The sequence below is a fragment of the Paraburkholderia sp. 32 genome (assembly GCF_050435345.1).
In the GTDB taxonomy this organism is placed as follows: domain Bacteria; phylum Pseudomonadota; class Gammaproteobacteria; order Burkholderiales; family Burkholderiaceae; genus Paraburkholderia; species Paraburkholderia tuberum.
The window spans coordinates 2,154,673-2,179,351 of the sequence record NZ_JBNDKD010000003.1 but is presented as its reverse complement, the minus strand read 5'-3'; the positions used below and the strand labels follow the sequence as shown (position 1 = coordinate 2,179,351).

The following is a 24,679-nucleotide window of genomic DNA, read 5'->3' as shown; positions in this document are numbered from 1 at the left end:
GGGCAAGACGCCTGTCGGCGCGCATCGCGCACCGAGCGTTGGCGTCGAATCGTTTTAAAACGCTGTAAATCACATCACCTGCGGCGCACGCTGCCGGGCGCGTTTCCAGCCCGGCAGTATCTGACACACGATCAATCCCGCGAGCATCAGCGCAGAGCCGAACAACGCGCGAGTCGTCAGCGTTTCGCCGAGGACGAGCCAGCCCGCAAACGCCGCGAACACGCCTTCCATGCTGAAAATCACCGCCGCATGCGAGGGCGCCGCGTGGCGCTGCGCGACCACCTGGATCGTATACGCGACGCCCACCGATAACGCACCGCCGTACGCGATCGTCGGCGCGGCTCGCGCAATTACCACGGCGCTAACGGGTTCAATGGCAAGGCCGATCGACAGGCACACGAGCCCACAGGTCACGAACTGCGCGAGTGCGAGCATCAGCGTGTCGTGGCGCGCCGCGAAGCGGCCGACCAGCATCATCTGCGCGGAAATCACCAGCGCCCCGGCGAGCTGATACCAGTCGCCGTACAGCATCGAAAAGTGCTCGTCGACGCTCAGGAAGTACATGCCAACGGCCGCCAGTAGCGCGCCAAGCCACGTACGGAGGCCAGTCCGGTGGCGAAACAGCACGCCGAGCAGCGGCACGATCACCACATACAGCGAACTGATGAAGCCCGCGTTCGCGATCTTCGTGTACTGCAGGCCGATCTGCTGCAGCGAGATCGACACGGCCAGCACGACGCCGAGCAGCCCGCCCGCGCCAAGCAGTTCGCGGGCTCCGCCGGGCGCGCGCTTCGTCCGCTCGCCGAGCGGCGCGCGGCGCACGCAGACGATCATCGTCAGCACGACGAGCGCGCCGAGCAGAAAGCGCAAGCCGGTAAACAGGAACGGGCCGATCGTATCGAGGCTCAGTCGCTGTGCGACGAACGCGGAGCCCCAGATCATCGCCGCGATCAGCATCAGCACGTTCGCGCGCAGGTGTTGGCGGGTATCGGGATTCAAGATTTCTTCTGATTTGTCTTGGGATCGCGCTGGGAAGCCGCGCAGGCACGCCACGCGGTGCTCAGCCGGTAAGGAATCGCTCACATGATACGCGGGCGTCGCGCGCCAGGCAGGCAAATCCCGCGAGTCGCGCGATAATCGCGCAACGGCCGTGCGGTCGCCGGCCTGCGGATCGCGGTAATCAAGCGACTTGCGGACCGGACCGCGATCCCCCGCTCCTTCCACGAGCAAACGACATGGACGACAAGGACTGGATCGCGGGCGCCGCGAAGGCGCTCGCGATCATCGAAGCATTCGACGAAGAGCACGCGCGCATGACGCCAACGATGGTCGCCGCGCGCGCCGGCCTGTCGCGCACGGCTGCGCGCCGCTATTTGCTGACGCTGCGCGAGCTCGGCTACGTCGACACAGACGGCAAGCTGTTCTGGCTCGCGCCGCGCGTGCTGCGCCTCGGCCAGTCTTACCTCGATTCGGCGCGGCTGCCGCGCACGGTGCAACCGTTCCTGCAGCGGATCACCGCGACCGTGCAGGAAACCGCGCTGGTCGCGATCCTCGACGAACACGACGTCGTCTACGTCGCGCGCAACGGCGTGAATCGAGCGATGGCGGTCGGCTTCGTGACCGGCTCGCGCGCGCCGGCGCCGTTATCGTCGGCGGGGCTCGTGCTGCTCGCGTTCCAGCCGCCCGACAGCATCGACCCGTGGCTCGCGTCGTATCCGATCAAGGTTTTCACGCCGTACACCTATTCGACCGTCGAACGGCTCAGAGAAGTGCTTGGCGAAATCCGCCGCAACGGCTACGTGGTCACCGACCAGCAGCTCGAGATCGGTGTGCGCGGCGTCGCGGTCCCGCTGCGCGACCGGCACGGTACGGTGGTCGCGGCGATCAGCGTCAGCATGCCGATCGGCGAGGAGTCGGCGAACGCCGCGCTGCACCGCGTTTTGCCGGCGCTGCAGGAGACCGCGAGCCTGCTGCGAAACCTGGTTTGAGCGCCGCGAAGCGGTCGGCGAGGCGCGCGGGCGGCGGCTTCACGGGGACCTGGTAGGGTCTCCGCTGCGGCTTGCAGGTAGATGAAAGCAGGCTGAAAGCAGGCTGTCTCCCGGAAAATACATATCGAGTTTTGCGCATGACAAACCGCCTACGCCTGGGTAATACTCTCCCGCGGGGAGCACAAGGCACCTCGAAGTCCAGCCGCTCTACCGTGCAGCTGTATTCATTCACATTGACTCAGTCGTCTGGTTTGGGGATCAACACATGAAAAAAGTTATCGTCTCGCTCGCAGCCGCTTCGATCGCACTCGTTTCCGTTCAGGCTTTCGCGCAGGCATCGGATGCCGCTGCTATGGAAGCAGCAAGCGCACCGAAGAAGCACCACGTCAAGCAGTTGAAGACCCACGGCAAGAAGGCACACGTTTCCGCCGCAGCTTCGGCAGCAGGCACGAACGACAAGGGCGTGCAGAACTAAGCCAACGCGCGCTCGTCGGGCGCGACATAGCGCTGCGCCGCACCGTTTGCCGGTCGGTGCAGCCGGTGGCGGCAGATGCGTTGCCAGCAAAAAGGCCAGAGCTCGCGCTCTGGCCTTTTTGCTTTTGCGGCGGATTTTGCGCGCGGGAAGATCAGCCCGCGAGTCCGCGCCGGATCACTTCATCCAGCAGCCCGTTCAGGCCGTCCGGATGACTGGCGGCGCGCGTTTTCAGCTCCTCCACCAGCTCGCCGTTGAGCTTGCACGCAAACGGGACGAGGCCTTGCGCCTGATCGAGCTTGCGCTGCTCGCGCCGGTCGATCTTCGGCTCGGTCGCCGCGTTCTTGCCGCCGCGGTTAGCGGTTGCCTGTTTCATCGCGTTGCCCAGTTTCAGCGCCTTGTTCTTTTCAAGGTCGGTTTTTTTCATCATCGGAAAGGCCTCTGCCAAATAGATCAACCCGCATTGTACGCAAGCGCGGGGCGTCAGCCGACACGGTCCGGTGCGCCGGCGGAGACGCTGTCCATCAACGCGCGCATCCTCTGCCAATGCGTGCCTTCCCAGAACACGCGTCGGCATACATCGCAGGTCACGAAGCGGCTGTGCCGCTGCAGCACGCCGCGCGGCACGCGCAGGCCGGCTTCCTCGCGTGCGATGCGTCGCAGCGGCGCGTTGCATACGAGGCATAGCCGAAACGGTTGCGCGCTGCGCGCGAGGTCGAGCCGCTCGAACACTTCGCGCAACTGCTCGCGCGGCCGCAGCGCGCGCACGTAGCAGCCATGCGTGATATTGCGGCGTTTGAGCAGCTCGCGGTCGCGCGTCAGCACGATGCGCTGCTGCGCGGCGGCAAGCGCCTCGATATCGGCGTCGGGAAAGTGGTTGTCGTACAGCGTATCGAAGCCCGCAAGCCGCAGAAGCGGCGCCAGGCCGCCGAGATGCGCATCTGCGATGAAGCGCATCACGCGCAACGGCCGCTCGCGCACGCGCAGCAGCGGCTGGATGTCGAGCGCCTCGAATTTCGGATAGACCGCGACGCGGTCGCCGTCGGCGAGCGGATGATCGAAACCGACCGAGTCGCCGTTTACCAGTATCAGCTCGACCTCGGTATGCGGCACACCGAGCACTTCGATCATGTGCTTGGTCGTTGCGCCGCGCGCGCAGACGCAGGTGAACGCGCGCCGGCGCAGCGGCCGGGCGATGAAGTCGTTCAGCTCCTCGTAGAAGCGGAATGTCGCGGTGACCATGCCTGCAGTATCGCACCGCTCGGGTTGCGCGTTGTCCTGCGCTTGTCGCATGAGTGTGCTCTACTTCGGGTTCTTTAGAAGACGGAGCGATAGATGGACATCGGTTTTATCGGTCTCGGCGAGATGGGCGCCGCGATGGTTGCAAACATTCTGAAAGCCGGGCACCAGGTGCGCGTGTGGAACCGCTCACCGGAAAAGGCTCAGCCGCTGGCCGGGCTGGGCGCGCAAGTCGTCGCGACGCCGGCTGAAGCGTTTGCGGGCGACGCCGTGTTCTCGATGCTTGCCGACGATGCCGCGCTGCGCGAAGTCATCACCGCGTCGTTGCTCGAACATGCGCCGCGCGGGCTGATCCACGCGAACATGGCGACGATTTCCGTGGCTCTCGCCGAGGAACTGACGACCGCGCACGCGTCGCGCGGCGTGCATTACGTCGCCGCACCGGTGCTCGGGCGGCCCGACGTCGCGGCCGCGGGCAAGCTGACGATCGTCGCGGGCGGCCCGGCCGAATCGATCGACCGGATCCAGCCGATTTTCGACGCACTCGGCCAGAAGACCTGGCGCATCGGCTCGCTGCCGCAGCAGGCGAACGTGATGAAGCTGGCCGCGAACTTCATGCTCGGCGCGGCGATCGAGACGCTCGGCGAAGCGGCCGCGCTCGTGACGGGCCACGGCCTCGCGATGCAGGACTTCCTCGACGTGATCACGAGCGGCCTGTTTCCGGGACCGGTGTACTCGGGCTACGGCAAGCTGATCGCCGAGCAGCGCTTCGAGCCGGCGCTGTTCAAGGCGCGTCTGGGACTGAAGGACGTGCGCCTCGCGCTCGCCGCCGCCGATGCGGTGACGACGCCGATGCCGGTCGCGAGCGTGGTTCGCGACAGCCTGATCGAGGCGATCGCGCACGGCGACGGCGAGAAGGATTTCGCGGTGCTGGGTCAGGTCGCGACGCGCCGGGCCGGCCGCTGACGGCGCTGTCGATCGCCGGACGCGAGCGCTCGACGCAGCGTGGCCGCATGAGTCGCGCTGGGCGGCAAGGCATAATAGCCGCCCGATCCCCCTACACCCGATTTCGATGACTCTGCATACATGGTGGCTGTTCGCCGCCACCGTTTTCGTCGTTTCCGCGATTCCCGGTCCCAACATGCTGCTCGTGATGACGCACGGCGCCCAGCACGGCCTGCGTCGCGCGAGCGCGACGATGGCCGGTTGTCTATCGGCGCTGGTGCTGATGCTGGTGGTATCGGCGGCGGGGCTCGGCGTGTTTCTGGCGGCATGGCCGACCATGTTCAATGCACTGCGCATGATCGGCGCGGCCTACCTCGTATATCTGGGCATCAAGGCATGGCGCGCGCCGGCCGACGAAACCGCTGCGCACAACGTCGACGACCTGACGGCCCGGCCCGCGCGCTCGCGCTTCGCGCTATTTCGCAACGGCTTTCTGGTCGCGAGCAGCAATCCGAAGGCGATCCTGTTCGCGGCCGCGCTGCTGCCGCAATTCATCGATGCAACCCAGCCGAAGTTGCCGCAGTTCGGCGTGCTGCTCGCGACGTTCGCGTCGATCGAGGTCAGCTGGTATCTGGTGTATGCGGGTTTTGGCACGCGCATCGGCGCCAGGTTGAAGAGCCGCAGCGTCGCGCGGATGTTCAACCGGCTGACGGGCGGTGTGTTCGTCGGTTTCGGCGCGATGATGGCGCTGGTGAGGCACTAAGCACCGCGCGTGTCGGCAGACAAGGGAAAACTGAGCCGTACCGATGTGACCGTTGTATGTCTGCAACATTGAGGGTCAACCCTAATTTGCATGTTGCGACGCACCAAGCGGTCTGCTATAGTTCGTCTTGTCTCCTCCATGTCTCCTCTGATATGGATTCAGCCCGCCAACTTAGGTGGGCTTTTTTTTGCCCGGAATTCGCCGCGCGCCCAAGGCGGCGCCGCGACCGCGGAAAATCAAATTCAGAACTTATACGACACGGCCAGGAAGGAAATGATCGGGTCTGCGTCCAGATCCGCTTTCGACACGCCAAGCTCCGTCCCATCGGCCGCCTTGACGATGACCGACGACGTCGTCTTCAGCGGGATATACGTGACCGACGCAACGAGCCCCCAGTGCTCGGTGATGTTGTACGCAAGGCCCGCGTTGAACACCGGCGCCCACGACGACGACGCCTTCGCCCACGAAAATCCGCGCCGGCCGGCTCGCATCGAGGCTCGCGCCGTTCAGACGGAACGCGCACTGGTTCAGCTTGTTGGTCGGTAGCCGCTTTTCCGGGGGCAGGGAGCCGCCCGCGACCTGGCCCGCGCGCGTCGGGGCGACGGTGCCGGTGGTGGCGGGAATCGGCGACTGGATGTAGCTGATCTGCCACGTCATCTTCGTCGTATCGAGCTGCAGTTTGACGAGTTCACCGTCTCCGCCGCCACCGGTGAAGACCGTGCCGTAGTCGAGCGACGCAGGGCACGGCCGCGTTTCGGTCATCGGTCCGTCGCCGTTACTGCTGCCGCCGCACGCGCCCAGCAACGGTGCGCACAGAGCGAGCACCGAAATGATTTTCGAATTCATACCGCCCTATGGCCCACAGCACATTCACGCGTCGTCTGGCCAGAGCAATGATGATCTGATGATGTCGCTTCCCCTCTTTGCGTTTGCGCGCGTAGAACGCGGCGCTCTCGGGACAGCGCATCGATGCGAATGCGGACTGATAGAAGATCCGCTTGAGACGCTTGTCGCCCTTTTGAGGTCGTTTGAGCCAGCTGGATTTGCCCGATTGCTTCAGGACCGGAGCCAGGCCAGCGGCCGAAGCCAATGCATCAGGCGATCTGAAGCGGACCGTTGGGCCTGCCACGGCGATGAATTCTGCCGTCAACATCGCGTCGAAGGTTTCGACGGCGTTCGTAGCGACGGTTTCGTAGTTCGCGGTCGGCGACAGGTGGTACAGCAGCGCGTTGTAGGTGCCGGCAAGCTTCGTGATGTCGGTCGTCGTGCTCGCGAAGCCGAGGAACGGATAGAAGTCGAAGTGCCGCTTGTTGACCGCGCCGATGGCGGGAACGCCGGGCAGCAGCGTGATGCCTGCATACTGGATCGTCGCGCCCGGAATCCCGCCGCCCGCGACGCCCTTGCCGATCAGGATCATCGGCGGGTTCGGGGTTGTCGACGAAGTCGGGCGTCGCGTAGGTCGTGCCGTCCGACGCGGTGCCGGTGCCCGCGCCGAGGATGAACGCGCAGCGTGTCTGCTCGGCGGTCGGCAGCATGCCGGTGGGCGGGTGAATCACCGCGCCCGTGATCTGCGTGCCCCTGCGTGTGACGGCGACGCTCGCGCTGGTGAGCGGAATCGGCGACTCGAGCCACTTCAGCGTGTAGGTCATCGCGGTCGCGTCGATATTCAGCTGAACGATTTCGCCGCTGCCGGCGCCGCCGAGGTAAGTGCTGTTGACGAGGTCCGCGATGTCGGGGCACAGCGTCGCGGTGCTAGCGCTGGGCGTCGGCGCGCCTTGCGTACCGCAACTCGCGCCCGCGCATTGCGCCGGTGTGACGGAGCCCGGATTGTCGGCTTTGCCCCGCCGCAAGCGATAAGAAAAGGTGCTGTGGCAATAGCCATTGCCAGGCCGCGAGTTATGCCGTGCGACATGCGCTGCAGGCGGAAAACACAATGCAGTGCAATGCAATGAGCGGGCTTTAAAACAAAAAAAGCCGGTCTGCAAAGACCGGCTTTTTTCGTGGCACCGCGGATGCGGGTCGACTCGCCTAGCGTTTCAAACCGGTGTCTTCGGCCGCGCCGATCGCGAGATTCATGCACTGGATCGCCGCACCCGACGCGCCCTTACCGAGATTGTCCAGCCGTGCGACGGTCACGAAGCGCTCTTCGTTGCCGAACACGAACAGGTCGACGCGGTTGGTGTCGTTGTTCGCCTGCACGTCGAAGAAGCCGTTGTCGAGACTCGCGTCGGCGTTGAACGGCGCGACGTGCACGAACGCTTCGCCCGCGTAGTATTCGGCGAACTGAGCCTGCACGTCCTGCGGCGTCGTCTTCTTCGCGAGCTGGCCCGGCGAGAAGTACGTGGTGACCGCGAGGCCCTTGTAGAAGTCGCCGACGATCGGCGTGAAAATCGGCGCCGACTTCAGGCCCGTATGCGTGGCCATTTCCGGCAGGTGCTTGTGCGTGAGGCCGAGCGCGTACGGGCGCGGGCTCTTGAGTCTGTCGTTGCCGCCGGCTTCGTAGTCGGCAATCATCTTCTTGCCGCCGCCGCTGTAGCCAGTGATCGAATAGGCGTGCGCGGCGAACTCGGGCGCGACGACGCCGCCTTCGACGAGCGGGCGCATCGCGAGCACGAACGCCGAGGCGTGGCAGCCCGGCACGGCGATGCGTTTGGCGGTGCGCAGGCGCTCACGCTGCGAGCGAGCCAGCTCGGGCAGGCCATAGGCCCAGTCGGGCGAGGTGCGGAACGCGGTGCTCGCGTCGATCAGCACCGTGCGGTCGTTCTCGACGAGCGAGGCCGACTCGCGCGAGGCGACATCGGGCAGACACAGGAACGTGACGTCCGACGCGTTGATGAGACGACGGCGCTCGTCCAGGTCCTTGCGCTTCGCTTCTTCGATACGCAGGATTTCCACGTCGGCGCGCTGCGACAGGTATTCAAAAATTTTCAGGCCGGTCGTGCCTTCCTGTCCGTCGACAAAAACTTTCGTGCTCATCTCGATCTCACTCGCTGGAAACGGGGCGCGACGCCGCGCCGGAACGTTATTTTAAGACGTCATCGCCGCGACCGTGCGGTGCAGCGCGAAAAAACGACGATGCGCGCACAACGTGACGTTGGCGTGACCCGTTGCGCGGCGAATGCGGGCTGATGACCGAAGATGAACCGCCGATGAGCCGCGACGTCGTTTCGGCGCCGTTCAGCCATTAGCCGCGCGCCGCTACCCGCGCGCCGCTACCCGCGCGGCGCGATCCAGCGCGCGGTGACGCCCGCAATGCGCGCGCCGAACAGGCGCGCGGTTTCGAGATCGCCCGGCGGCGGCGCTTCGTCGGGCGACGCATCGGCCGCCGATTGCGTAAGCAGTCCGGTAAAGCCGCCGACGAAGTTCAGATCGTTGCGCGTCGCGGCCTTCGTGTTCGACGGCATCATGCCGGTGCCGGCCCAGATCATGCTGTGCTGCATCGCCAGCGTGACGAAGTACTGAATGGTCGAGAACTTGTCGCCGTTCATCGTCGCCGAGTTCGTGAAGCCGGCTGCGATCTTGTCTTTCCACGCCTGCGCGAACCACGGTTTCGAACTGGCGTCGGCGAACTTCTTGAAATCGGCCGACGGGCCGCCCATGTAGGTCGGCGCGCCGAAGATCAGCGCGTCGGCGGCGGCGAGTTCGTCCCACGAGGCGTCGTCGAGGTCGCCGACCGGCATCATCTTCGCCTGCGCACCGGCTTCCAGCGCGCCCGCGAGCACGGCTTCGGCGACCTTCTTCGTGTGGCCGTAGCCGCTGTGATAAACGATGACGATCTTCGACATGAAGTGCTCCAGCAAAGCGATCGGGAAGGCGAACGGCGCAAGCCAGGCGATGCGGCGCGGCGGCGCCCCATCACGACCGCGACGGCCGCCACTAGCGCCCGTAATTGACCTCGAGCCGCGCGCTGCCGATCGCGGCCGTGCCGATCTCGTGATCGAACATCAACGCGGGACGTCCTTGCGCGAGACGCAGATCGGCCGAGTTCAGCGCGTACACGGTGATGATATAGCGATGCGGTTTGCCGGGCGGCGGGCACGGGCCGCCATAGCCGTCGGTATCGAAGTCGTTGCGCGCTTCGACCGCGCCGAGCTTGCGCAGGAAACCGGACGAGCTCGCATTCTCGGGCAGGCTGTCGACCGTGGCGGGGATGCCCGCGACCGCCCAGTGCCACCAGCCGCGCCCCGGCGCGTCCTCGTCGAACATCGTGATCGCGAAGCCGCGCGTACCGGCCGGCGCGTCGCGCCATGAGAGCTGCGGTGAACGGTTGCCGCCCTTGCAGTCGTTCCGGTCGAACACCTGCGCATTCTGCACGGTGCCGCCCGCGCGCACGCTCGCGCTCGTCAGCGTGAACGGCTCGTCGGCCCGCGCACCGGCACTATGCGCTGCGAATAGCGCAAGCATCGCGCCGACGGCGAGCGATCGATGCCGCCAAGATGAAGCCAGCGAAACAACCAGGCAACGCATGCGCATATGCCGGTTCTCCTGTAAGGGCGCGAGGCGCGGGTCCTCGCGACTGTCGTTGTGCTGAATTGTGCCCCAAGGTCGAATCAAGTCTAACATCAGCGCTGATTAGCTCTGCGACGCAATATGTTCGCGTGCCGCGGAATTCGCAGACAGGAAATCAGCTATAGTAAGGGGGTTGTCGCGCGACCCTTACTGCATTTGACTCGTTTAAATAGCGAGCGTCAAAAGCAGTGTTAGAAGTTGTGGAGACCGGTTTATCCGTCCAGAGGAGGACGATGCAAGTTTCACTCAGGGTCGTGGTGGCAGACGATCATCCGGTTATTCTGTTTGGCGCTGAAAATGCGCTGCTCAAATTTCCCGGTATGCAAGTCGTTGGGCGCGCAAGGCAGTCGACTGAACTTATCAAAATGTTGCAATCCACCGAATGCGACGTGCTCGTCACCGACCTGGCCATGCCGGGCGGTCAGTACGGCGACGGCTTGCAACTCATCGACTATTTGCGCCGCAATTTCCCGAATCTGCCGATCGTCGTGCTCACCATGCTCGAGAACGCCGCATTGCTCAAACGGCTCAAGGAACTTGGCGTGACGTCGGTCGTGAACAAATCGGACGATCTCAGCCATATTGCGCTTGCGGTACAACACGTGGGCCGTCGTATGACCTATATGAGTCCGTCGGTGAAGGCGGTGCTCGATGGGTTGCGGGTCAATTCAGCCGGCAAGCGCGACGACTCGAAGCTGTCGCGGCGCGAACTCGAAGTCGTGCGCCTGTTCGTATCGGGTATGACGATCAAGGAAATATCGGAGCGTTTGAATCGCAGCATCAAGACGATCAGCACACAAAAAAACGCGGCCATGCGCAAGCTCGGAATCGATCGCGACTCCCAACTATTCCAGTATGCGCAGAGCAATGGTTTGCTGAATCTTTCGTCGAACTCGAGTAAGAACATCGCGAACCAGTCCTGATATCGGCCTCGTTTCGTCCGCCGGGTAATCGGCGATAAACAATCGGCGATAAAAAAAGCCGCCTGCTGCGAAACAGGCGGCTTTTTCATTCAATCCGCATAAAGCGGCTACGTTTTTATTGTCACTGCCTTAGCGCGATGGCTTTATTGCGGCGTAGACGTCGCACCGCCATGTGCAGCGGACCACTCGGCCGGCGCGTGCAGGAATTTTTCCACTTCGTCGATCGTCTTCGTGTCGAAGTAGTTGTTCTGCTTCGCGACGCGCAGCACGTCCCACCACGTGGCGAGCGCGTGCAGATCGACGTCGATGTCTTTCAGCACCGACACGCTTTCCTTGAAGATGTTGTAGTGGAACAGCACGAAGCAGTGGTTCACCGTCGCGCCGGCGGTGCGCAGCGCGTTGATGAAGTTGATCTTGCTGCGGCTGTCGGTCGTCAGGTCTTCGACGAGCAACACGCGCTGGCCTTCGGTCAGCAGACCTTCGATCTGCGCGTTGCGGCCGAAACCCTTCGGCTTCTTGCGCACGTACTGCATCGGCACCATCAGGCGGTCGGACAGCCATGCCGCGAACGGGATGCCCGCGGTTTCGCCGCCGGCGACCGCGTCGATCTGCTCATAGCCGACGTCGCGCAGGATCGTCGCTTCGGCCATTTCCATCAGGCCGCGGCGCACACGCGGATACGAGATCAGCTTGCGGCAGTCGATATACACCGGGCTCGCCCAGCCGGACGTGAAAATATACGGTTTCTCCGCGTTGAAATGCACTGCTTGTACTTCGAGCAGCATTTTGGCGGTGGTGTCGGAGATCGTCTGGCGATCGAAGCCTGTCATGGGCGGATCCTTCGGAGTGAGCGGGGGAGAAGCGGGCGCTGGGCCCGGTGGCGCAGCAAGCGGGGTATGCCGCGCCATGCTGGGCGGGATACGCGGCCGGGGGAAGAGCACAGACCGGCTTTTGCTGCGCGCGTGGGCCGCTATTTTACCTGAAATGGGTCGCACCGAGGAGGCCGTCGTGCGCGGCGGCGCAGCCGGCGGGCGCTTTGGCGCGCGCATCGTCTTGTGACCGGGTGAGGCCGCCTTTACACTCACGCGACTTTCCCGCGACGCTTCCCACGCAGCCGCCTTCAGACCTACGGAATGCTTTCAATGAACGCCGCTCCGCCTGCCTCCGCCTCCGCCACCGAAACCCGCTCCGCCGTCCAACCGGGCTATGCGGGCCGCGCGCTGCTTGCGTCGGTGCTGGGCTATGCGATGGACGGCTTCGATCTGCTGATTCTCGGCTTCATGCTGCCGGCGATCGCCGCCGACCTGCATCTGAGTTCCTCGCAGGCCGGTGCGCTGGTCACATGGACGCTCATCGGTGCGGTGGCGGGCGGCGTGCTCTTCGGCGTGCTCAGCGATTATTTCGGCCGCGTGCGCATGCTGACGTGGACGATCCTGATCTTCGCAGTGTTCACCGGCCTGTGCGCGCTCGCGCAAGGCTACACGGACCTGCTGATCTATCGGACCGTCGCCGGGATCGGGCTGGGCGGCGAATTCGGCATCGGTATGACGCTGGTCGCCGAAGCGTGGCCGGCGTCGCAGCGGGCGCGGGTGTCGTCGTATGTCGGGCTCGGCTGGCAGCTTGGCGTGCTGGCGGCCGCGTTGCTGACGCCGCTGCTGCTGCCGGTGATCGGCTGGCGCGGCATGTTCGCGCTCGGGCTGCTGCCGGCGGTCGTGTCGTTCTTCGTGCGGCGCCGCGTCGAGGAGCCGGCGCTTTTCGACCAACGCGTCGCGCGCGGCATGCGCAAGCTGCCGCTGAAACTGCTGTTCGTCGATGGACGCACGACGCGCGCGAGCCTCGGCGTCACGATCCTGTGCTCGGTGCAGAACTTCGGCTATTACGGGCTGATGATCTGGCTACCTAGCTATCTGTCGAAGACCTTCGGCTATTCGCTGACCAAATCGGGGCTGTGGACCGCCGCGACGATTCTCGGCATGGCGGCCGGCATCTGGCTATTCGGCATCGCCGCCGACCGCTTCGGCCGCAAGCCGACGTTCCTGTTCTACCAGGCGGGCGCCGTCGTCATGGTGTTCCTCTATGCGCAACTGACGACGCCGATGGCGTTGCTGATCGGCGGCGCGGCGATGGGAGTGTTCGTCAACGGCATGATTGGCGGCTACGGCGCGCTGATTTCGGAGCTCTATCCAACCGATGCGCGCGCCACCGCGCAAAACGTGCTGTTCAACGCGGGTCGCGCGGTGGGCGGCTTTGGGCCGGTCGTCGTGGGCGCGCTGGCGGCGCGCTACTCGTTCGGCGCGGCGCTCGCGCTACTGGCGTCGATTTACCTGCTCGACATCCTCGCGACCCTGGTTCTGATACCTGAGCGACGCGGCGCCGAACTCGACTGACCGCGTCGACGAAGCGCGTCCTTCAATCGCTTCGAATACTGCGAATGCGTGGACCATGCGGCCCGCATGGCGCCCCGCCGCGTGGCGGAAAAGCACGGTTGGGCCATGGCGACGCAGCGTCCTGAACGCCTGTTTCGCTAATGGCGAGTCCTGTTAACCACTCAGTGCATCGACACGTCCGGGGTGTACACTAATCGACCCGCGAAGCACTCCACATCGTCCCGTCTTCGTCGAGGTAAGCCGTCGCGCCTGACCGGGCGCGTGCGAAAACCGCCTCGGTCGGCTATCGGTCCGACAGATGAAAGCGCTGCAACGATGTGTGTCGCCGGGCCCAATCACTTACGTCTCGCAGGCCTAGAAATGGACGAACAACTCAAGCAAAGCGCTCTCGCATATCACCAGAATCCGAAACCTGGCAAGATTTCGGTGACGCCTACCAAGGCGCTGTCGAACCAGCTGGATTTGTCGCTCGCGTATTCGCCGGGTGTGGCGGCAGCCTGTATGGCAATTCACGAGGAACCGCTCGACGCGCAGAAGTACACGTCGCGCGGCAACCTCGTCGGCGTGATCACGAACGGCACCGCGGTGCTCGGCCTCGGCAACATCGGCCCGCTTGCCGCGAAGCCGGTGATGGAAGGCAAGGGGTGTCTGTTCAAGAAGTTCGCGGACATCGACGTGTTCGACATCGAGCTGAGCGAATCCGATCCGGACAAGCTCGTCGAGGCGATCGCGATGCTCGAGCCCACGCTGGGCGGCATCAACCTCGAAGACATCAAGGCGCCCGAGTGCTTCTACATCGAGAAGAAGCTGCGCGAACGTATGAAGATTCCGGTCTTCCACGACGATCAGCACGGCACCGCGATCATCGCGTCGGCGGCGATCCTGAACGGCCTCAAGGTGGTCGGCAAGAGGCTCGACGAAGTGAAGCTGGTCTGTTCGGGCGCGGGCGCGGCGGCCATTGCGTGTCTGGATCTGCTCGTCAATCTCGGTCTGTCGAAGCAGAACATTCTCGTCGCCGACTCGAAGGGCGTGATCTACGAAGGGCGCGGCAACCTCGATCCGTCGAAGGAGCGCTATGCCGCGCACACCGAAGCGCGCTCGCTCGCCGATGCAATCCGCGGCGCGGACGTGTTCCTCGGCTGCTCGAGCGCCGGCGTGCTGAAGCCGGAGATGGTCGCCGAAATGGGCTCGCAGCCGCTGATTCTCGCGCTCGCGAACCCCGAGCCGGAAATCCGTCCGGAAGAAGCGCGCAAGGTGCGCCCGGACTGCATCATCGCGACCGGCCGGTCGGACTATCCGAACCAGGTCAACAACGTGCTGTGTTTCCCGTTCATCTTCCGCGGCGCGCTCGACGTCGGCGCGACGACGATCACCGAAGAAATGAAGCTCGCGTGCGTGCGCGCGATTGCCGAACTGGCCGAGGAAACCGACCAGGGCGATGAAGTCGCGAAGGCCTACGAAGGCCACTCGCTCGAATTCGGTCCCGAATACCTGATTCCGAAGCCGTTCGATCCGCGCCTGATCATCAAGATCGCGCCGGCCGTCGCGCAGGCCGCAATGGATTCGGGCGTCGCGACCCGCCCGATCCAGGACATGGATGCGTACCGCGAACAGCTCGGCGCGACCGTCTATCGCTCGGGCATGGTGATGCGGCCGGTGTTCGCGGCGGCGAAGTCGGCACCGGCGCGCATCGTGTTCGCGGAAGGCGAAGACGAGCGCGTGCTGCGCGCCGCGCAGTTCGTGCTGCTCGAAAAGATCGCCAAGCCGATCCTGGTCGGCCGTCCGTCGGTGATCGAGATGCGTCTGAAGAAGATGGGCTCGAAGCTCAAGTGCGGTGAAGACGTCGAGATCGTCGATCCGGAAGACGATCCGCGCTATCACAAGTGCTGGCAGGCGTATCACGAACTCGGCGCGCGCGAAGGCGTGACGCCGGACGTCGCGAAGGCCGCGATGCGCAAGTTCAACACGCTGATCGGCGCGATCCTCGTGCGCCTTGGCGAAGCGGACGGAATGATCTGCGGCATGATCGGCCAGTTCCACACGCATCTGAACTTCATCGAGCAGGTGCTCGGCAAGGCCGACGACGTCGAGAACTTCGCCGCGATGAATCTGCTGATGCTGCCGGGCCGCAACATGTTCATCTGCGACACGTACGTGAACGAAGTGCCGACCGCCGAGCAGCTTGCCGACATGACGATGCTCGCCACGCGCGAAATCGAGAAGTTCGGCATCACCCCGAAGGTCGCGCTGCTGTCGAACTCGAACTTCGGCAGCGCGCCGTCGTCGTCGTCGCAGCGCATGGCCGCGGCGCGCAAGCTGATCACGCAACGCGCGCCGTCGCTCGAAATCGACGGTGAAATGCACGGCGACGCGGCGCTGTCGGAGACGGTCCGCAAGGCCGCGTTCCCGGGCACGACGCTCGCCGGCGAAGCGAATCTGCTGATCATGCCGAACGTCGAAGCGGCGAACATCGCGTACAACCTGCTGAAGGTCGTGGGCGGCGAGGGTGTGACGGTCGGGCCGTTCCTGCTGGGTGCGGAAAAGCCGGTGCATATCCTGACGCCGGCCGCGACCGTGCGCCGTATCATCAACATGACGGCGGTCGCTTCGGCGAACGCGCGCAAGTCGGTGAACGCGAAGTAACGTGCATCACGTGAGGTTGGCGCGGGCGCGGCAGTAACGCGCGCGCGGCGGCCTGGGCAGAAGCGCTACGGAATCCCGGTTCCGTAGCGTTTTTTTGCGCCTGAAAAAAAGCGGCGGTCCGTGCAGACCGCCGCTTTTCGGTTCAGTTGGGAGAGTCGATCAAGCCGCGTGCTGCGTCTTGCCCGCATCCGGCGAACGCCAACGCGCGAGCAGCTCGTTCCACTTGATGCGCACGCCTTTCAGGTTGTTTTCCTTCACGTGCCCATAGCCGCGGATGCCGTCGGGCAGATTCGCGAGCTCGACCGCGAGATCGCGTTTCTGAGAAGTCAGCCCGCCGATCAGCTCACGCACCAATGCCTCGTATTCGCCGATCAGCGCGCGCTCGGTGCGACGCTCCCCGGTGTTGCCGAACACGTCGAACGCGGTGCCGCGCAGGAACTTGAGCTTCGCGAGCACGTGCATCGCGCGGAACATCCACGGGCCGTACTTCTTCTTCACCAGATGGCCGTGCGCGTCCTTCTTCGATAGCGTCGGCGGCGCGAGATGCAGGTGCAGCTTCCAGTCGCCTTCGAACGTCGCGTTCAGTTTTTCGATGAACGCCGGGTCGCTGTACAGACGCGCGACTTCGTATTCGTCCTTGTACGCCATCAGCTTGTGCAGGTTCTTCGCGACCGCCTCGGTCAGCGGCATTTGGCCGTCGCCGGAATCGAGCGCTTCTTCCGCGGCCCGCACCTGCGACACCAGCGCGCGATAGCGCTCCGCGTACGCACGGTTCTGCCAGGCGGTCAGATAGTCGGCGCGCTTGTCGATCAGCGTGTCGAGCGCCTTCGGCGTATGCAGCGCGATGATCTTGCCGCCCGCGCTGTCGGCCGGATCGCCGCGTCCCTGCGTTTGCGCGAGCTTGCGTACCGCAGCCAGATCGTGCGCGGCACGCCGGCCCCATTCGAACGCCGCGCGGTTCTTGTCCACTTGCACGTTGTTCAGCTCGATCGCGCGAATCAGCGACTCGTGCGTGAGCGGCACCCAGCCGCGCTGCCACGCATAGCCGAGCACGAACGGGTTCGTGTAGATCGCGTCGCCGAGCAGCGCGACGGCGAAGTGATTCGCGTCGACGGTCGAGACGTTGTCATCGCCGGCCGCGGCGCGCACGTCGGCTTCGGTGCTGCTGCCGGGGAAGCGCCAGTTCGGGTTCTTGATCAGCTCGGCCGTCGGCGTGTGCGCGCTGTTCAGCACGACGCGCGTGCGATCCGCGTGCATCCGCGACACGCATTCGTCGCTGGCGGTGACGATCGCGTCGCAGCCGATCACGAGGCTCGCTTCGCCCATTGCGATGCGGGTCGCGTGGATGTCGGCGGGCTGCTTCGCGATCTGCACGTGGCTCATCACGGCGCCGCCTTTCTGCGCGAGGCCGGTGACGTCGAGCACCGTGACGCCCTTGTTCTCGAGATGCGCGGCCATGCCGAGCAGCGCGCCGATCGTGACGACGCCCGTGCCGCCGACGCCCGTCACCAGAACGCCGTACGGACGGTCGATGGACGGCAACTCGGGATCCGGCACCGGCGGCATTTCGGCGCCGGCGCCCGACGCCGCCTTCGGCTTGCGCAACTGGCCGCCTTCAACGGAGACGAAGCTCGGGCAGAAGCCGTTCACGCACGAGAAGTCCTTGTTGCAGGTCGACTGGTTGATCTGGCGCTTCGTGCCGTACTCAGTGTCGAGCGGTTCGACCGACAGGCAGTTCGACTTCACCGAGCAGTCGCCGCAGCCTTCGCACACCGCTTCGTTGATCACGACGCGCCGTGCCGGATCGGGATACGCGCCACGTTTCCTGCGACGGCGCTTTTCGGTCGCGCAGGTCTGGTCGTAGATCAGGATCGTGGTGCCCGGAACCTCGCGCAGCTGACGCTGCACGTCGTCGAGCTGGTCGCGGTGGTGAATGTCGACGCCGGGCGCGAGGCCGACGCTTGCCGCGTACTTCTCCGGCTCATCGGTGACGATGACGATCTTCGCCGCGCCTTCGGCGGCGAGCTGATGCGTGATCTGCGGCACGCTCAGCACGCCGTCGACCGGCTGGCCGCCCGTCATCGCGACCGCGTCGTTGTACAGCAGCTTGTAGGTGATGTTCGCCTTCGACGCGATCGCCGCGCGAATCGCGAGCAGCCCCGAGTGGAAGTAGGTGCCGTCGCCGAGATTGGCGAACACGTGCTTGTCGTTCGTGAACGGCGCCTGGCCGATCCACGCGACACCTTCGCCGCCCATCTGGCTGAACGTGCTGGTGCTGCGATCCATCCAGACCGTCATGTAATGACAGCCGATGCCGGCCATCGCGCGCGAGCCTTCCGGCACGTTGGTCGACGTGTTGTGCGGGCAGCCCGAGCAGAACCACGGCTTGCGCTCGACTTCGACGCGCGGCCGCGCGAGCGCCTTTTCCTTCGCCTCGATCACCGCGATGCGCGCGGCGATGCGGGCGCGCACATCCGATGGCAGATCGAACTTGTCGAGCCGCGTGGCGATCGCCTTCGCGATGATCGCGGGCGACAGCTCGTAGTGCGCCGGCAGCAGCCAGTTGCCCATCGGCACCGACCATTCGCCGCCCGCGCCGTCCTTCTCGTCGAACTTGCCGAATACGCGCGGGCGCTGCGCGTCGGGCCAGTTGTACAGCTCTTCCTTGATCGCGTATTCGAGGATCTGGCGCTTTTCCTCGACCACCAGAATTTCGTCGAGACCGCGTGCGAAGGCCTGCGCACCTTGCGCTTCGAGCGGCCACACGCAGCCGACCTTGTACAGCCGGATGCCGATGCGCGAGCAGGTTTCGTCGTCGAGACCGAGGTCGGTCAGCGCCTGGCGCACGTCTAGATAAGCTTTGCCGCCGGTCATGATGCCGAAGCGCGCATGCGGCGAATCGATTTCGACGCGGTCGAGTTTGTTCGCTCGCACGTAGGCGAGACCCGCGTACCACTTGTAGTCGAGCAGACGCGCTTCCTGCACGAGCGGCGGATCGGGCCAGCGGATGTTCAGCCCACCGTCGGGCATCACGAAGTCTTCCGGCAGGATGATGTTGGTGCGGTGCGGATCGATATCGACCGATGCGGACGATTCGACCACGTCGGTCACGCACTTCATCGCGACCCAGAGGCCCGAGTAGCGGCTCATCGCCCAGCCGTGCAGGCCGAAGTCCAGATATTCCTGCACGTTCGACGGAAACAGCACCGGCAGCCCGCATGCCTTGAAGATGTGTTCGGACTGGTGCGCGAGTGTCGAGGATTTGGCCGCGTGATCGTCGCCGGCGAGCACGAGAACGCCGCCGTGCCGCGACGAGCCGGCCGAGTTGCCGTGCTTGAAGACGTCACCGGACCGGTCGACGCCGGGGCCCTTGCCGTACCACATCGAAAACACGCCGTCGTATTTGGCGCTCGGGTACAGATTGACTTGCTGCGAACCCCATACGGCGGTGGCCGCGAGGTCTTCGTTGACCGCCGGGCTGGAACACCACCTGATGCGCGGCCAGATGCTTTTTCGCTTTCCACAGCGACTGGTCGAGCCCGCCGAGCGGCGATCCGCGGTAGCCGGAGATGAAGCCGGCCGTGCTGAGGCCGGCGGCGCGGTCGCGTTCCTGCTGCAGCATCGGCAGACGCACCAGCGCCTGGATGCCGCTCATGTACGCGCGGCCGCGATCGAGGGTGTATTTGTCGTCGAGCGTGACGGAAGACAACGCGGCTTCGAGCGAGGCTCGCTGACCTGCGTCTAGCGGGGCATTCATTATGTGTACTCCTCCACTTCAGCTTGGGATCACCAAAACTTTTCTGGCCCCGGCATCTCGTGAATGCTGGGGCCGGGGCCGTCATATTGACGGGTTTTAAGCGATGGTAGCACTGGTGGAAACCCGCCGCAGCGGATCAAAAATCGCCCGCGCACGGTCTGATTTCGGCCGGTTTCGCGACAAGTTGCCGACGTGTTGTCGGCAGTTGTCGCGGATTTCCGCCGGAATGGAGTTGTATTGCGCCTGCGCGTGTAACAAGCTGTAAAACCTACAAATTTGCGGAACCGCAGTGAAAACGACTGTCTAACCCCGACCTGCGAGCGATGCCGAACGCCGCGCATTCTGTGCAGCTTCTGGACAGCAGGGCAGTTAGAAAAGGAGTACGCATGAACACAAGAAACATCCAGACCTTCCTGATGGTTTCCGCCGCTTTCTTCGCGATGAGCGCGCCGGTGCGCTCGAATCCGGGCAGCACGGGGGCACTGCCGAACGCGATCATCCGCACGGCGCAGGTGGCGCCGGCGCGGGTCGACGGTGCGATCGGCAGCGATCGGTACAGGCAGAATTCATGACGCACCGCATCGCGCGCGTCTAATGACGACCGGCCGCCGTTCCGAAGAGAGCGGCGGCGTTGCAACGTAAAAGGGCGAGGATCCTGCGATCCTCGCCCTTTTTTCTTGTGCGCGCCGATCAGGCGCGAGTCTGCGTGGTCAGGTCTTGTCCTGCACGACGCCGCGGCGAATCTGATCGAGCTCGATCGATTCGAACAGCGCCTTGAAGTTGCCTTCGCCAAAGCCCTGGTTGCCCTTGCGTTGAATGATCTCGAAGAAGATCGGGCCGATCTGGTTTTCGGTGAAGATCTGCAGCAGCAGATCGTCCGGTGCGCCGTCGATCAGGATCTTGCGCTTGCGCAGTTCCTCGAGCGGCTCGCCATGATTCGGCACGCGTCGGTCGACGAGTTCGTAGTACGTGTCGATCGTGTCGAGCAGTGAAATGTCCGATGCGCGCAGGCCGTCGACGGTGCGGTAGATGTCGCTGGTGCCGAGCGCGATGTGCTGGATGCCTTCGCCGTGGTACGCGTCCAGGTATTCCTGGATCTGACCGGCGGTGTCCGAGCCTTCCTCGTTGATCGGAATGCGAATCTTGCCGCACGGCGAGGTCATCGCTTTCGACTTGACGCCCGTCACCTTGCCCTCGATGTCGAAGTAGCGCACCTCGCGGAAGTTGAACAGGCGCTCGTAGAACTCCGCCCATTCCTGCATGCGGCCGCGATGCACGTTGTGCGTCAGGTGATCGATATAGGTCAGGCCGTGACCGACCGGGTTCGGGTTCGCGCCCGGAATCGGCTCGAAGTCGACGTCGTAAATGTCGATGTCACCGATGCTGTTCGGCGTCGCGCCGTTCTTGCCGCGCCAGCGGTCGACGAAATAGATCAGCGAATCGCCAATGCCCTTGATCGCCGGGATGTTCAGCTCCATCGGGCCGGTCTTGTTGTCGAAACCCCATGCGCCTTTTTCGAGCGCTTGGGCGTAGGCCTTCGCGGCGTCCTGTACGCGAAACGCAATCGCGCAGATCGACGGGCCATGCAAGCGCGCGAAGCGCTGCGCAAACGAATGCTTCTCCGCGTTGACGATGAAGTTGATGTCGCCCTGACGATACAGCATCACGTCCTTATGACGATGCCGCGCGACGGCCGTGAAGCCCATCTGTTCGAACAGCTTGCCGAGCGCTTTCGGGTCCGGCGCCGTGTATTCGATGAATTCGAAGCCGTTAGTGCCGACAGGATTTTCCCAAGTTGAAACCTGCATCGTCAGTCTCCAATCCCATGCAAGAGGGTTGCCGAGGCGCGCAGGCGGTGAGCGCGCGGGACGGTCGGCTGAGCGCGACCGGATGGGGCAAGTGTAGAACCGCGATGAAGACAAAAACTTGCGAACTTAATCACGCGTCGCTACGCTTGAGCCAGTTTATGGCTCTATTCGAACGACACGTGGCAGAACATGGCTATTGGCGAGATAGACGCGATCGATCGACGCATTCTGGCGATCCTTCAGGAGAATGGCCGGCTATCGAATCAGGAGATAGCGGAACGGATCAATCTGTCGCCGAGTCCGTGCCTGCGGCGGATTCGCCGGCTCGAGGAAAGCGGCGTGATTCGCGGCTATGTCGCGCTGCTCGACGCGCAACGTCTCGGGCTCGACCTGCTCGCGTATGTCAGCGTGCGGCTGGAGAAGGGTGGCGGTCGCGCGTTCAGTCCGCATGGCGAGGCCACGCATGCCGATCTGTTCGGCGCGGCCGTGCAGACGTGGCCCGAAGTTGTCGCATGTCACGCGATGACGGGTGAGATGGATTACCTGCTGCGCGTCCAGGTGGAGGACATGGCGCACTTTTCGCGCTTCGTGCAGGATCAATTGCTGCGGCATCCATCGGTGATCGATGTGAAATCGAGCTTTTCGCTAGAAAAGATCAAGGAAACGACAGCGCTGCCCATTTTGTAGGCTTCCGCGCACGGTCCTACGCGTGGCGTTGATTGGGTACAGATAGAAAAAGGGCGACCTTGCGGCCGCCCCAATCTCAGTTCCCCGTAGCGATTATTCAGGCAGCGACAGCCACCGGCATGAACGACTCGAACAGTCGCGATGCCTGGCGTGCGTGGCGCTTGAGCGCGTAATCGAACACGGCGGCCTGCTCCTGCAGCATTTCCGCGAGGATGCTCGACTGATCGGCCGGCGACAGCGTCAGATAGGCGTCGGCCTCGCCGTACGCGTACTCGATCTTCATGCCGGCCTTCCTGGCGATGTGCATCATGGTCGAATTGCGCGCCAGGCAGTGGATGTACAGCGTCGTCACATGCGTGTTGCGGCTGCGGATCGCGGCACGCTCGAATAGCCTCGAGCCGATACCGATGCCGCGTGCGCTTTCGAGCACGGAGACGCCGAATTCGGCGGTGCGCTTGTTGCCTTCGGCCGGCAGGTAGGCCAGATGGCCGACGCCGCTCAGTTCCAGCTTGCTGTTGAACACGCCGAACACGGTGTCGCGCGTGAAGTCGATCGCGCGCACGTAGTTTTCGATCACATGGTTCGGCACGACTTGGCCGAAGCGCAGCAGACGGTCTTCTTCGTCGAGCGCGAGGAAGTGAGCAAGCAGGCGTTCGCGATCGGCGGCGGTGAGTTCACGGACCAGAACGTGCGCGCGTTCAGCAGGCAGCGACGCGCGATCGTTCGGCGCGATCGGCTCGGTGTTGCGATGGGTCAGCATGTTCATGGTCGGGTTCTCCTTTTAATCAGGCGGCGTTGTGCACCGCAAAACCGATTTTAACGGAAACCTAAGCCATTCACTAGGGAAAACCCGTATCAAAAGTCGAGGTGAATACCTGGAGCGCTGGAACCCTAAATTTAATTATTTGATTTTAAACAGAAGTTAAAAGTGATCGCACGTTCGTGACACGATGCCGCATGGATTCCCTGCGCTGATTTATTTGGTCTGCATGTTGTTGCTTTGCAACATCCAGTGCGCGGGTTGCGATCTGTTCAGACCATCGTCTACCTGGCCGGCGCGCTGGCGAGACCATGCTCGACCATGCCGACCACCTGCTCGGCGAACTCGCGATAGCCCATCCGGCCGTCCGGCTTGAGCCACGTGAAGGTCCAGTTGATCATGCCGAACACCATCATCGTCAGCGCGGTCTGGTTGTCGCGTGTCGCGCGTTCGGGATAGGCGCGCACGAGCTGCCGCGCGAAGGCGGCGACTACGTCGCGCTGACGGTTCAGGATGATCTCGCGCTGCGAATCGACCAGATACTTGACATCGTTCAGCAGCGCGACGTGCCGGCTGTGCGACGTCTCATACTCGGACAGGAACGCGCGGATCAGCTCCGCGAAGGTTTCTCGCTCGCTCAGTTCGCGCCGCTGGCTCGATCCTTCCACCTCGGCGATGATCAGCATCAGGCGCTTCGTGTAGCGATCGAGCAGATCGAACAGGATTGCTTCCTTGCTCTCGTAATAGTGATAGAGGCGCGCTTTCGAGGTGCCGCTCGCCGCGGCAAGATCGGCCATCGACGTGCTTGGATAGCTGGTCTGCGCGAACTTCGCGGCGGCCAGTTCGAGAATCTGCTCGCGTTGGGTCTCGTGGTCGGGGGCTCGGGTGCGGGCCATATTCGTCTGTTCTTATCTTATTGGGGTGAGCAGGGGGCGGATGCCGCGCGCAGTTCGAGCGAGCGCCATTCGTTCGCGTCGCCGCGCAGGCGGATGCGCCGCAGCGCCGCGAGTTCGCGCATGCGCCACAGCACGATGCTGTCGCTGACGAGGAACCCCAACCCGGCGGTCATCACGTAGGCGGCGACGCGCGCGGCGGGCTGCCAGTCGTCGGGTACGCGGTCGAGGATCAGCGCGTCGATTTCGGCAACGCTGCCGCTCGTGAACGTCTTGTCACGCCAGCGCCGCGTCTCGCCGTTCGCCTGTTTGACCTCCTGCCATTCGAGCGCGAGCCGGCTGATGCGCAGCACGGAAATCGGCGCGGCGTCCGGCAGGTGTGTCTGCAATACGTCCGGCGCAAACATGCCGACCGATGTCGCGCGATCCTTGCGGGTATGCGCCCACGCTTGCGGATCGGTGAGGTCGGCGATCGACAGACGCACTTCGTTCAAACGCTGCGGGCTGTTGCGCACCAGGTAGCAGACGCGGCGCAGCATCAGTTGATCGGACGCGCTTTCGGCGTGCCACACCACGAGATTCGCGGTGCTGCTGGCGAGGCCGTCGAGCACCGCGGCCTGTTCGCGGAACTCGCGCACGAAGTCGCGTTGCGTGTCGGCGCTGACGCGTTCCCAGAAGTCGGCGCGCACGTGCGGAGCGTCGTCGACGCCGCGTAACGGGCCGACCGCCAGATCGTCCCGCAGCGGCTGCACGCGATCGTCGCGGCCCGCCTGGTCCAGCGCGGTACGCAGCGACTCGGCGGCGACATCGCCGTTGGTGAGGTGAATCGTGCTCATGGGCAAGGGCTTGCAGTGACGCCAGCAGCTGTAACAAAAAGAGGCCGCTCGCCGACTGGAACCCGATGT

The 24,679-nt window shown here is 64.2% G+C and carries 21 protein-coding genes and 4 pseudogenes; 9 read left to right on the top strand and 16 right to left on the bottom strand.

From position 1 onward, the window contains the following. Positions 1 to 69: 69 nt before the first annotated feature. Complete coding sequence (locus OKW26_RS32895) at positions 70 to 999, bottom strand: DMT family transporter (RefSeq protein WP_429356273.1); 930 nt, start codon at positions 997 to 999, stop codon at positions 70 to 72. Positions 1,000 to 1,235: 236 nt separating this feature from the next. Between OKW26_RS32895 and OKW26_RS32890 the strand changes: the two genes are divergently transcribed. Together OKW26_RS32890 and OKW26_RS32885 are read left to right on the top strand one after the other, a co-directional pair. Then, positions 1,236 to 1,988: an IclR family transcriptional regulator domain-containing protein gene (locus OKW26_RS32890; RefSeq protein ID WP_018418696.1), complete on the top strand. Its 753-nt coding sequence runs from the start codon at positions 1,236 to 1,238 to the stop codon at positions 1,986 to 1,988. A gap of 265 nt (positions 1,989 to 2,253) precedes the next feature. Beyond that, positions 2,254 to 2,463, top strand: a complete 210-nt coding sequence (locus OKW26_RS32885; RefSeq protein WP_184056380.1) for a hypothetical protein — start codon at positions 2,254 to 2,256, stop codon at positions 2,461 to 2,463. 151 nt (positions 2,464 to 2,614) lie between these two features. Here the strand turns inward: OKW26_RS32885 and OKW26_RS32880 are convergent, their stop codons facing one another. Both OKW26_RS32880 and OKW26_RS32875 read right to left on the bottom strand, forming a co-directional pair. After that, complete coding sequence (locus OKW26_RS32880) at positions 2,615 to 2,890, bottom strand: hypothetical protein (protein ID WP_018418694.1); 276 nt, start codon at positions 2,888 to 2,890, stop codon at positions 2,615 to 2,617. Between the two features lie 53 nt (positions 2,891 to 2,943). Then, the gene (locus tag OKW26_RS32875) at positions 2,944 to 3,702 is read right to left on the bottom strand and encodes a Mut7-C RNAse domain-containing protein (protein ID WP_187612748.1); all 759 of its coding nucleotides are present in this window, start codon (positions 3,700 to 3,702) and stop codon (positions 2,944 to 2,946) included. A 93-nt stretch (positions 3,703 to 3,795) separates the two neighbouring features. Between OKW26_RS32875 and OKW26_RS32870 the strand changes: the two genes are divergently transcribed. Together OKW26_RS32870 and OKW26_RS32865 are read left to right on the top strand one after the other, a co-directional pair. Further along, the gene (locus tag OKW26_RS32870; protein ID WP_429356272.1) at positions 3,796 to 4,665 is read left to right on the top strand and encodes an NAD(P)-dependent oxidoreductase; all 870 of its coding nucleotides are present in this window, start codon (positions 3,796 to 3,798) and stop codon (positions 4,663 to 4,665) included. Positions 4,666 to 4,771: 106 nt separating this feature from the next. Continuing rightward, the gene (locus OKW26_RS32865) at positions 4,772 to 5,407 is read left to right on the top strand and encodes a LysE family translocator (RefSeq protein ID WP_184065758.1); all 636 of its coding nucleotides are present in this window, start codon (positions 4,772 to 4,774) and stop codon (positions 5,405 to 5,407) included. A gap of 242 nt (positions 5,408 to 5,649) precedes the next feature. Here the strand turns inward: OKW26_RS32865 and OKW26_RS32860 are convergent. The 7 genes and pseudogenes from OKW26_RS32860 to OKW26_RS32830 form a co-directional block, all read right to left on the bottom strand. Then, a pseudogene (locus OKW26_RS32860) lies at positions 5,650 to 5,868 on the bottom strand (OmpW family outer membrane protein); the annotation flags it as partial. After that, positions 5,786 to 6,253 (bottom strand): annotated as a pseudogene (locus tag OKW26_RS32855) (DUF2957 domain-containing protein); the annotation flags it as partial. The pseudogenes OKW26_RS32855 and OKW26_RS32860, both read right to left, overlap by 83 nt. Continuing rightward, complete coding sequence (locus OKW26_RS32850) at positions 6,183 to 6,560, bottom strand: transposase (RefSeq protein WP_429357149.1); 378 nt, start codon at positions 6,558 to 6,560, stop codon at positions 6,183 to 6,185. The gene OKW26_RS32850 and the pseudogene OKW26_RS32855, both read right to left, overlap by 71 nt. After that, a pseudogene (locus OKW26_RS32845) lies at positions 6,561 to 7,289 on the bottom strand (DUF2957 domain-containing protein); the annotation flags it as partial. It abuts the gene before it with no gap. Between the two features lie 146 nt (positions 7,290 to 7,435). After that, complete coding sequence (gene argC / locus OKW26_RS32840) at positions 7,436 to 8,383, bottom strand: N-acetyl-gamma-glutamyl-phosphate reductase (RefSeq protein WP_184034699.1); 948 nt, start codon at positions 8,381 to 8,383, stop codon at positions 7,436 to 7,438. A gap of 236 nt (positions 8,384 to 8,619) precedes the next feature. Further along, positions 8,620 to 9,192, bottom strand: a complete 573-nt coding sequence (locus OKW26_RS32835; RefSeq protein ID WP_026225500.1) for a flavodoxin family protein — start codon at positions 9,190 to 9,192, stop codon at positions 8,620 to 8,622. A gap of 91 nt (positions 9,193 to 9,283) precedes the next feature. After that, positions 9,284 to 9,880, bottom strand: a complete 597-nt coding sequence (locus OKW26_RS32830) for a YbhB/YbcL family Raf kinase inhibitor-like protein (protein ID WP_090802611.1) — start codon at positions 9,878 to 9,880, stop codon at positions 9,284 to 9,286. A 269-nt stretch (positions 9,881 to 10,149) separates the two neighbouring features. Between OKW26_RS32830 and OKW26_RS32825 the strand changes: the two genes are divergently transcribed. Further along, positions 10,150 to 10,839 carry a response regulator gene (locus OKW26_RS32825; RefSeq protein WP_187612705.1) on the top strand — a complete coding sequence of 230 codons (690 nt, stop codon included), beginning with the start codon at positions 10,150 to 10,152 and terminating at the stop codon, positions 10,837 to 10,839. A 143-nt stretch (positions 10,840 to 10,982) separates the two neighbouring features. On the opposite strand, the gene OKW26_RS32820 is transcribed toward OKW26_RS32825, so the two are convergent. Next, positions 10,983 to 11,669: an orotate phosphoribosyltransferase gene (locus OKW26_RS32820; protein WP_018418686.1), complete on the bottom strand. Its 687-nt coding sequence runs from the start codon at positions 11,667 to 11,669 to the stop codon at positions 10,983 to 10,985. A gap of 312 nt (positions 11,670 to 11,981) precedes the next feature. Here OKW26_RS32820 and OKW26_RS32815 point away from each other — a divergent pair, with 312 nt between their 5' ends. Next, positions 11,982 to 13,226: an MFS transporter gene (locus tag OKW26_RS32815; RefSeq protein WP_429356271.1), complete on the top strand. Its 1,245-nt coding sequence runs from the start codon at positions 11,982 to 11,984 to the stop codon at positions 13,224 to 13,226. A gap of 360 nt (positions 13,227 to 13,586) precedes the next feature. Further along, positions 13,587 to 15,869 (top strand): NADP-dependent malic enzyme, encoded by a 2,283-nt coding sequence (locus OKW26_RS32810; RefSeq protein WP_429356270.1) that lies wholly within the window; start codon positions 13,587 to 13,589, stop codon positions 15,867 to 15,869. Positions 15,870 to 16,028: 159 nt separating this feature from the next. Here the strand turns inward: OKW26_RS32810 and OKW26_RS32805 are convergent. After that, positions 16,029 to 19,626 (bottom strand): annotated as a pseudogene (locus OKW26_RS32805) (indolepyruvate ferredoxin oxidoreductase family protein). A gap of 386 nt (positions 19,627 to 20,012) precedes the next feature. On the opposite strand from OKW26_RS32805, the gene OKW26_RS32800 reads away from it, so the two are divergent. After that, positions 20,013 to 20,198 (top strand): hypothetical protein, encoded by a 186-nt coding sequence (locus OKW26_RS32800; RefSeq protein ID WP_429356269.1) that lies wholly within the window; start codon positions 20,013 to 20,015, stop codon positions 20,196 to 20,198. A gap of 138 nt (positions 20,199 to 20,336) precedes the next feature. On the opposite strand, the gene hppD is transcribed toward OKW26_RS32800, so the two are convergent. Beyond that, positions 20,337 to 21,434 carry a 4-hydroxyphenylpyruvate dioxygenase gene (gene hppD / locus OKW26_RS32795; RefSeq protein WP_429356268.1) on the bottom strand — a complete coding sequence of 366 codons (1,098 nt, stop codon included), beginning with the start codon at positions 21,432 to 21,434 and terminating at the stop codon, positions 20,337 to 20,339. Positions 21,435 to 21,623: 189 nt separating this feature from the next. Between hppD and OKW26_RS32790 the strand changes: the two genes are divergently transcribed. Continuing rightward, positions 21,624 to 22,121 (top strand): Lrp/AsnC family transcriptional regulator, encoded by a 498-nt coding sequence (locus tag OKW26_RS32790; RefSeq protein ID WP_184034682.1) that lies wholly within the window; start codon positions 21,624 to 21,626, stop codon positions 22,119 to 22,121. Positions 22,122 to 22,218: 97 nt separating this feature from the next. On the opposite strand, the gene OKW26_RS32785 is transcribed toward OKW26_RS32790, so the two are convergent. The 3 genes from OKW26_RS32785 to OKW26_RS32775 all read right to left on the bottom strand — a co-directional run bounded on the left by OKW26_RS32785 (position 22,219) and on the right by OKW26_RS32775 (position 24,610). Next, positions 22,219 to 22,887, bottom strand: a complete 669-nt coding sequence (locus OKW26_RS32785; RefSeq protein WP_090802188.1) for a GNAT family N-acetyltransferase — start codon at positions 22,885 to 22,887, stop codon at positions 22,219 to 22,221. 278 nt (positions 22,888 to 23,165) lie between these two features. Further along, on the bottom strand, positions 23,166 to 23,777 hold the full coding sequence (locus tag OKW26_RS32780; protein ID WP_429356267.1) for a TetR/AcrR family transcriptional regulator: 612 nt from the start codon (positions 23,775 to 23,777) through the stop codon (positions 23,166 to 23,168). A gap of 17 nt (positions 23,778 to 23,794) precedes the next feature. Further along, positions 23,795 to 24,610 carry a DUF1835 domain-containing protein gene (locus tag OKW26_RS32775; RefSeq protein ID WP_429356266.1) on the bottom strand — a complete coding sequence of 272 codons (816 nt, stop codon included), beginning with the start codon at positions 24,608 to 24,610 and terminating at the stop codon, positions 23,795 to 23,797. Positions 24,611 to 24,679: the final 69 nt, after the last annotated feature.

Bases quoted from the DNA above. Each gene is read 5' to 3' on its own strand.
- OKW26_RS32890 (WP_018418696.1), top strand. From the start codon at position 1,236: ATGGACGACAAGGACTGGATCGCGGGCGCCGCGAAGGCGCTCGCGATC.
- OKW26_RS32885 (WP_184056380.1), top strand. From the start codon at position 2,254: ATGAAAAAAGTTATCGTCTCGCTCGCAGCCGCTTCGATCGCACTCGTT.
- OKW26_RS32880 (WP_018418694.1), bottom strand. From the start codon at position 2,890: ATGATGAAAAAAACCGACCTTGAAAAGAACAAGGCGCTGAAACTGGGC.
- OKW26_RS32875 (WP_187612748.1), bottom strand. From the start codon at position 3,702: ATGGTCACCGCGACATTCCGCTTCTACGAGGAGCTGAACGACTTCATC.
- OKW26_RS32870 (WP_429356272.1), top strand. From the start codon at position 3,796: ATGGACATCGGTTTTATCGGTCTCGGCGAGATGGGCGCCGCGATGGTT.
- OKW26_RS32865 (WP_184065758.1), top strand. From the start codon at position 4,772: ATGACTCTGCATACATGGTGGCTGTTCGCCGCCACCGTTTTCGTCGTT.
- OKW26_RS32850 (WP_429357149.1), bottom strand. From the start codon at position 6,560: ATGTTGACGGCAGAATTCATCGCCGTGGCAGGCCCAACGGTCCGCTTC.
- argC (WP_184034699.1), bottom strand. From the start codon at position 8,383: ATGAGCACGAAAGTTTTTGTCGACGGACAGGAAGGCACGACCGGCCTG.
- OKW26_RS32835 (WP_026225500.1), bottom strand. From the start codon at position 9,192: ATGTCGAAGATCGTCATCGTTTATCACAGCGGCTACGGCCACACGAAG.
- OKW26_RS32830 (WP_090802611.1), bottom strand. From the start codon at position 9,880: ATGCGCATGCGTTGCCTGGTTGTTTCGCTGGCTTCATCTTGGCGGCAT.
- OKW26_RS32825 (WP_187612705.1), top strand. From the start codon at position 10,150: ATGCAAGTTTCACTCAGGGTCGTGGTGGCAGACGATCATCCGGTTATT.
- OKW26_RS32820 (WP_018418686.1), bottom strand. From the start codon at position 11,669: ATGACAGGCTTCGATCGCCAGACGATCTCCGACACCACCGCCAAAATG.
- OKW26_RS32815 (WP_429356271.1), top strand. From the start codon at position 11,982: ATGAACGCCGCTCCGCCTGCCTCCGCCTCCGCCACCGAAACCCGCTCC.
- OKW26_RS32810 (WP_429356270.1), top strand. From the start codon at position 13,587: ATGGACGAACAACTCAAGCAAAGCGCTCTCGCATATCACCAGAATCCG.
- OKW26_RS32800 (WP_429356269.1), top strand. From the start codon at position 20,013: ATGAACACAAGAAACATCCAGACCTTCCTGATGGTTTCCGCCGCTTTC.
- hppD (WP_429356268.1), bottom strand. From the start codon at position 21,434: ATGCAGGTTTCAACTTGGGAAAATCCTGTCGGCACTAACGGCTTCGAA.
- OKW26_RS32790 (WP_184034682.1), top strand. From the start codon at position 21,624: ATGGCTATTGGCGAGATAGACGCGATCGATCGACGCATTCTGGCGATC.
- OKW26_RS32785 (WP_090802188.1), bottom strand. From the start codon at position 22,887: ATGAACATGCTGACCCATCGCAACACCGAGCCGATCGCGCCGAACGAT.
- OKW26_RS32780 (WP_429356267.1), bottom strand. From the start codon at position 23,777: ATGGCCCGCACCCGAGCCCCCGACCACGAGACCCAACGCGAGCAGATT.
- OKW26_RS32775 (WP_429356266.1), bottom strand. From the start codon at position 24,610: ATGAGCACGATTCACCTCACCAACGGCGATGTCGCCGCCGAGTCGCTG.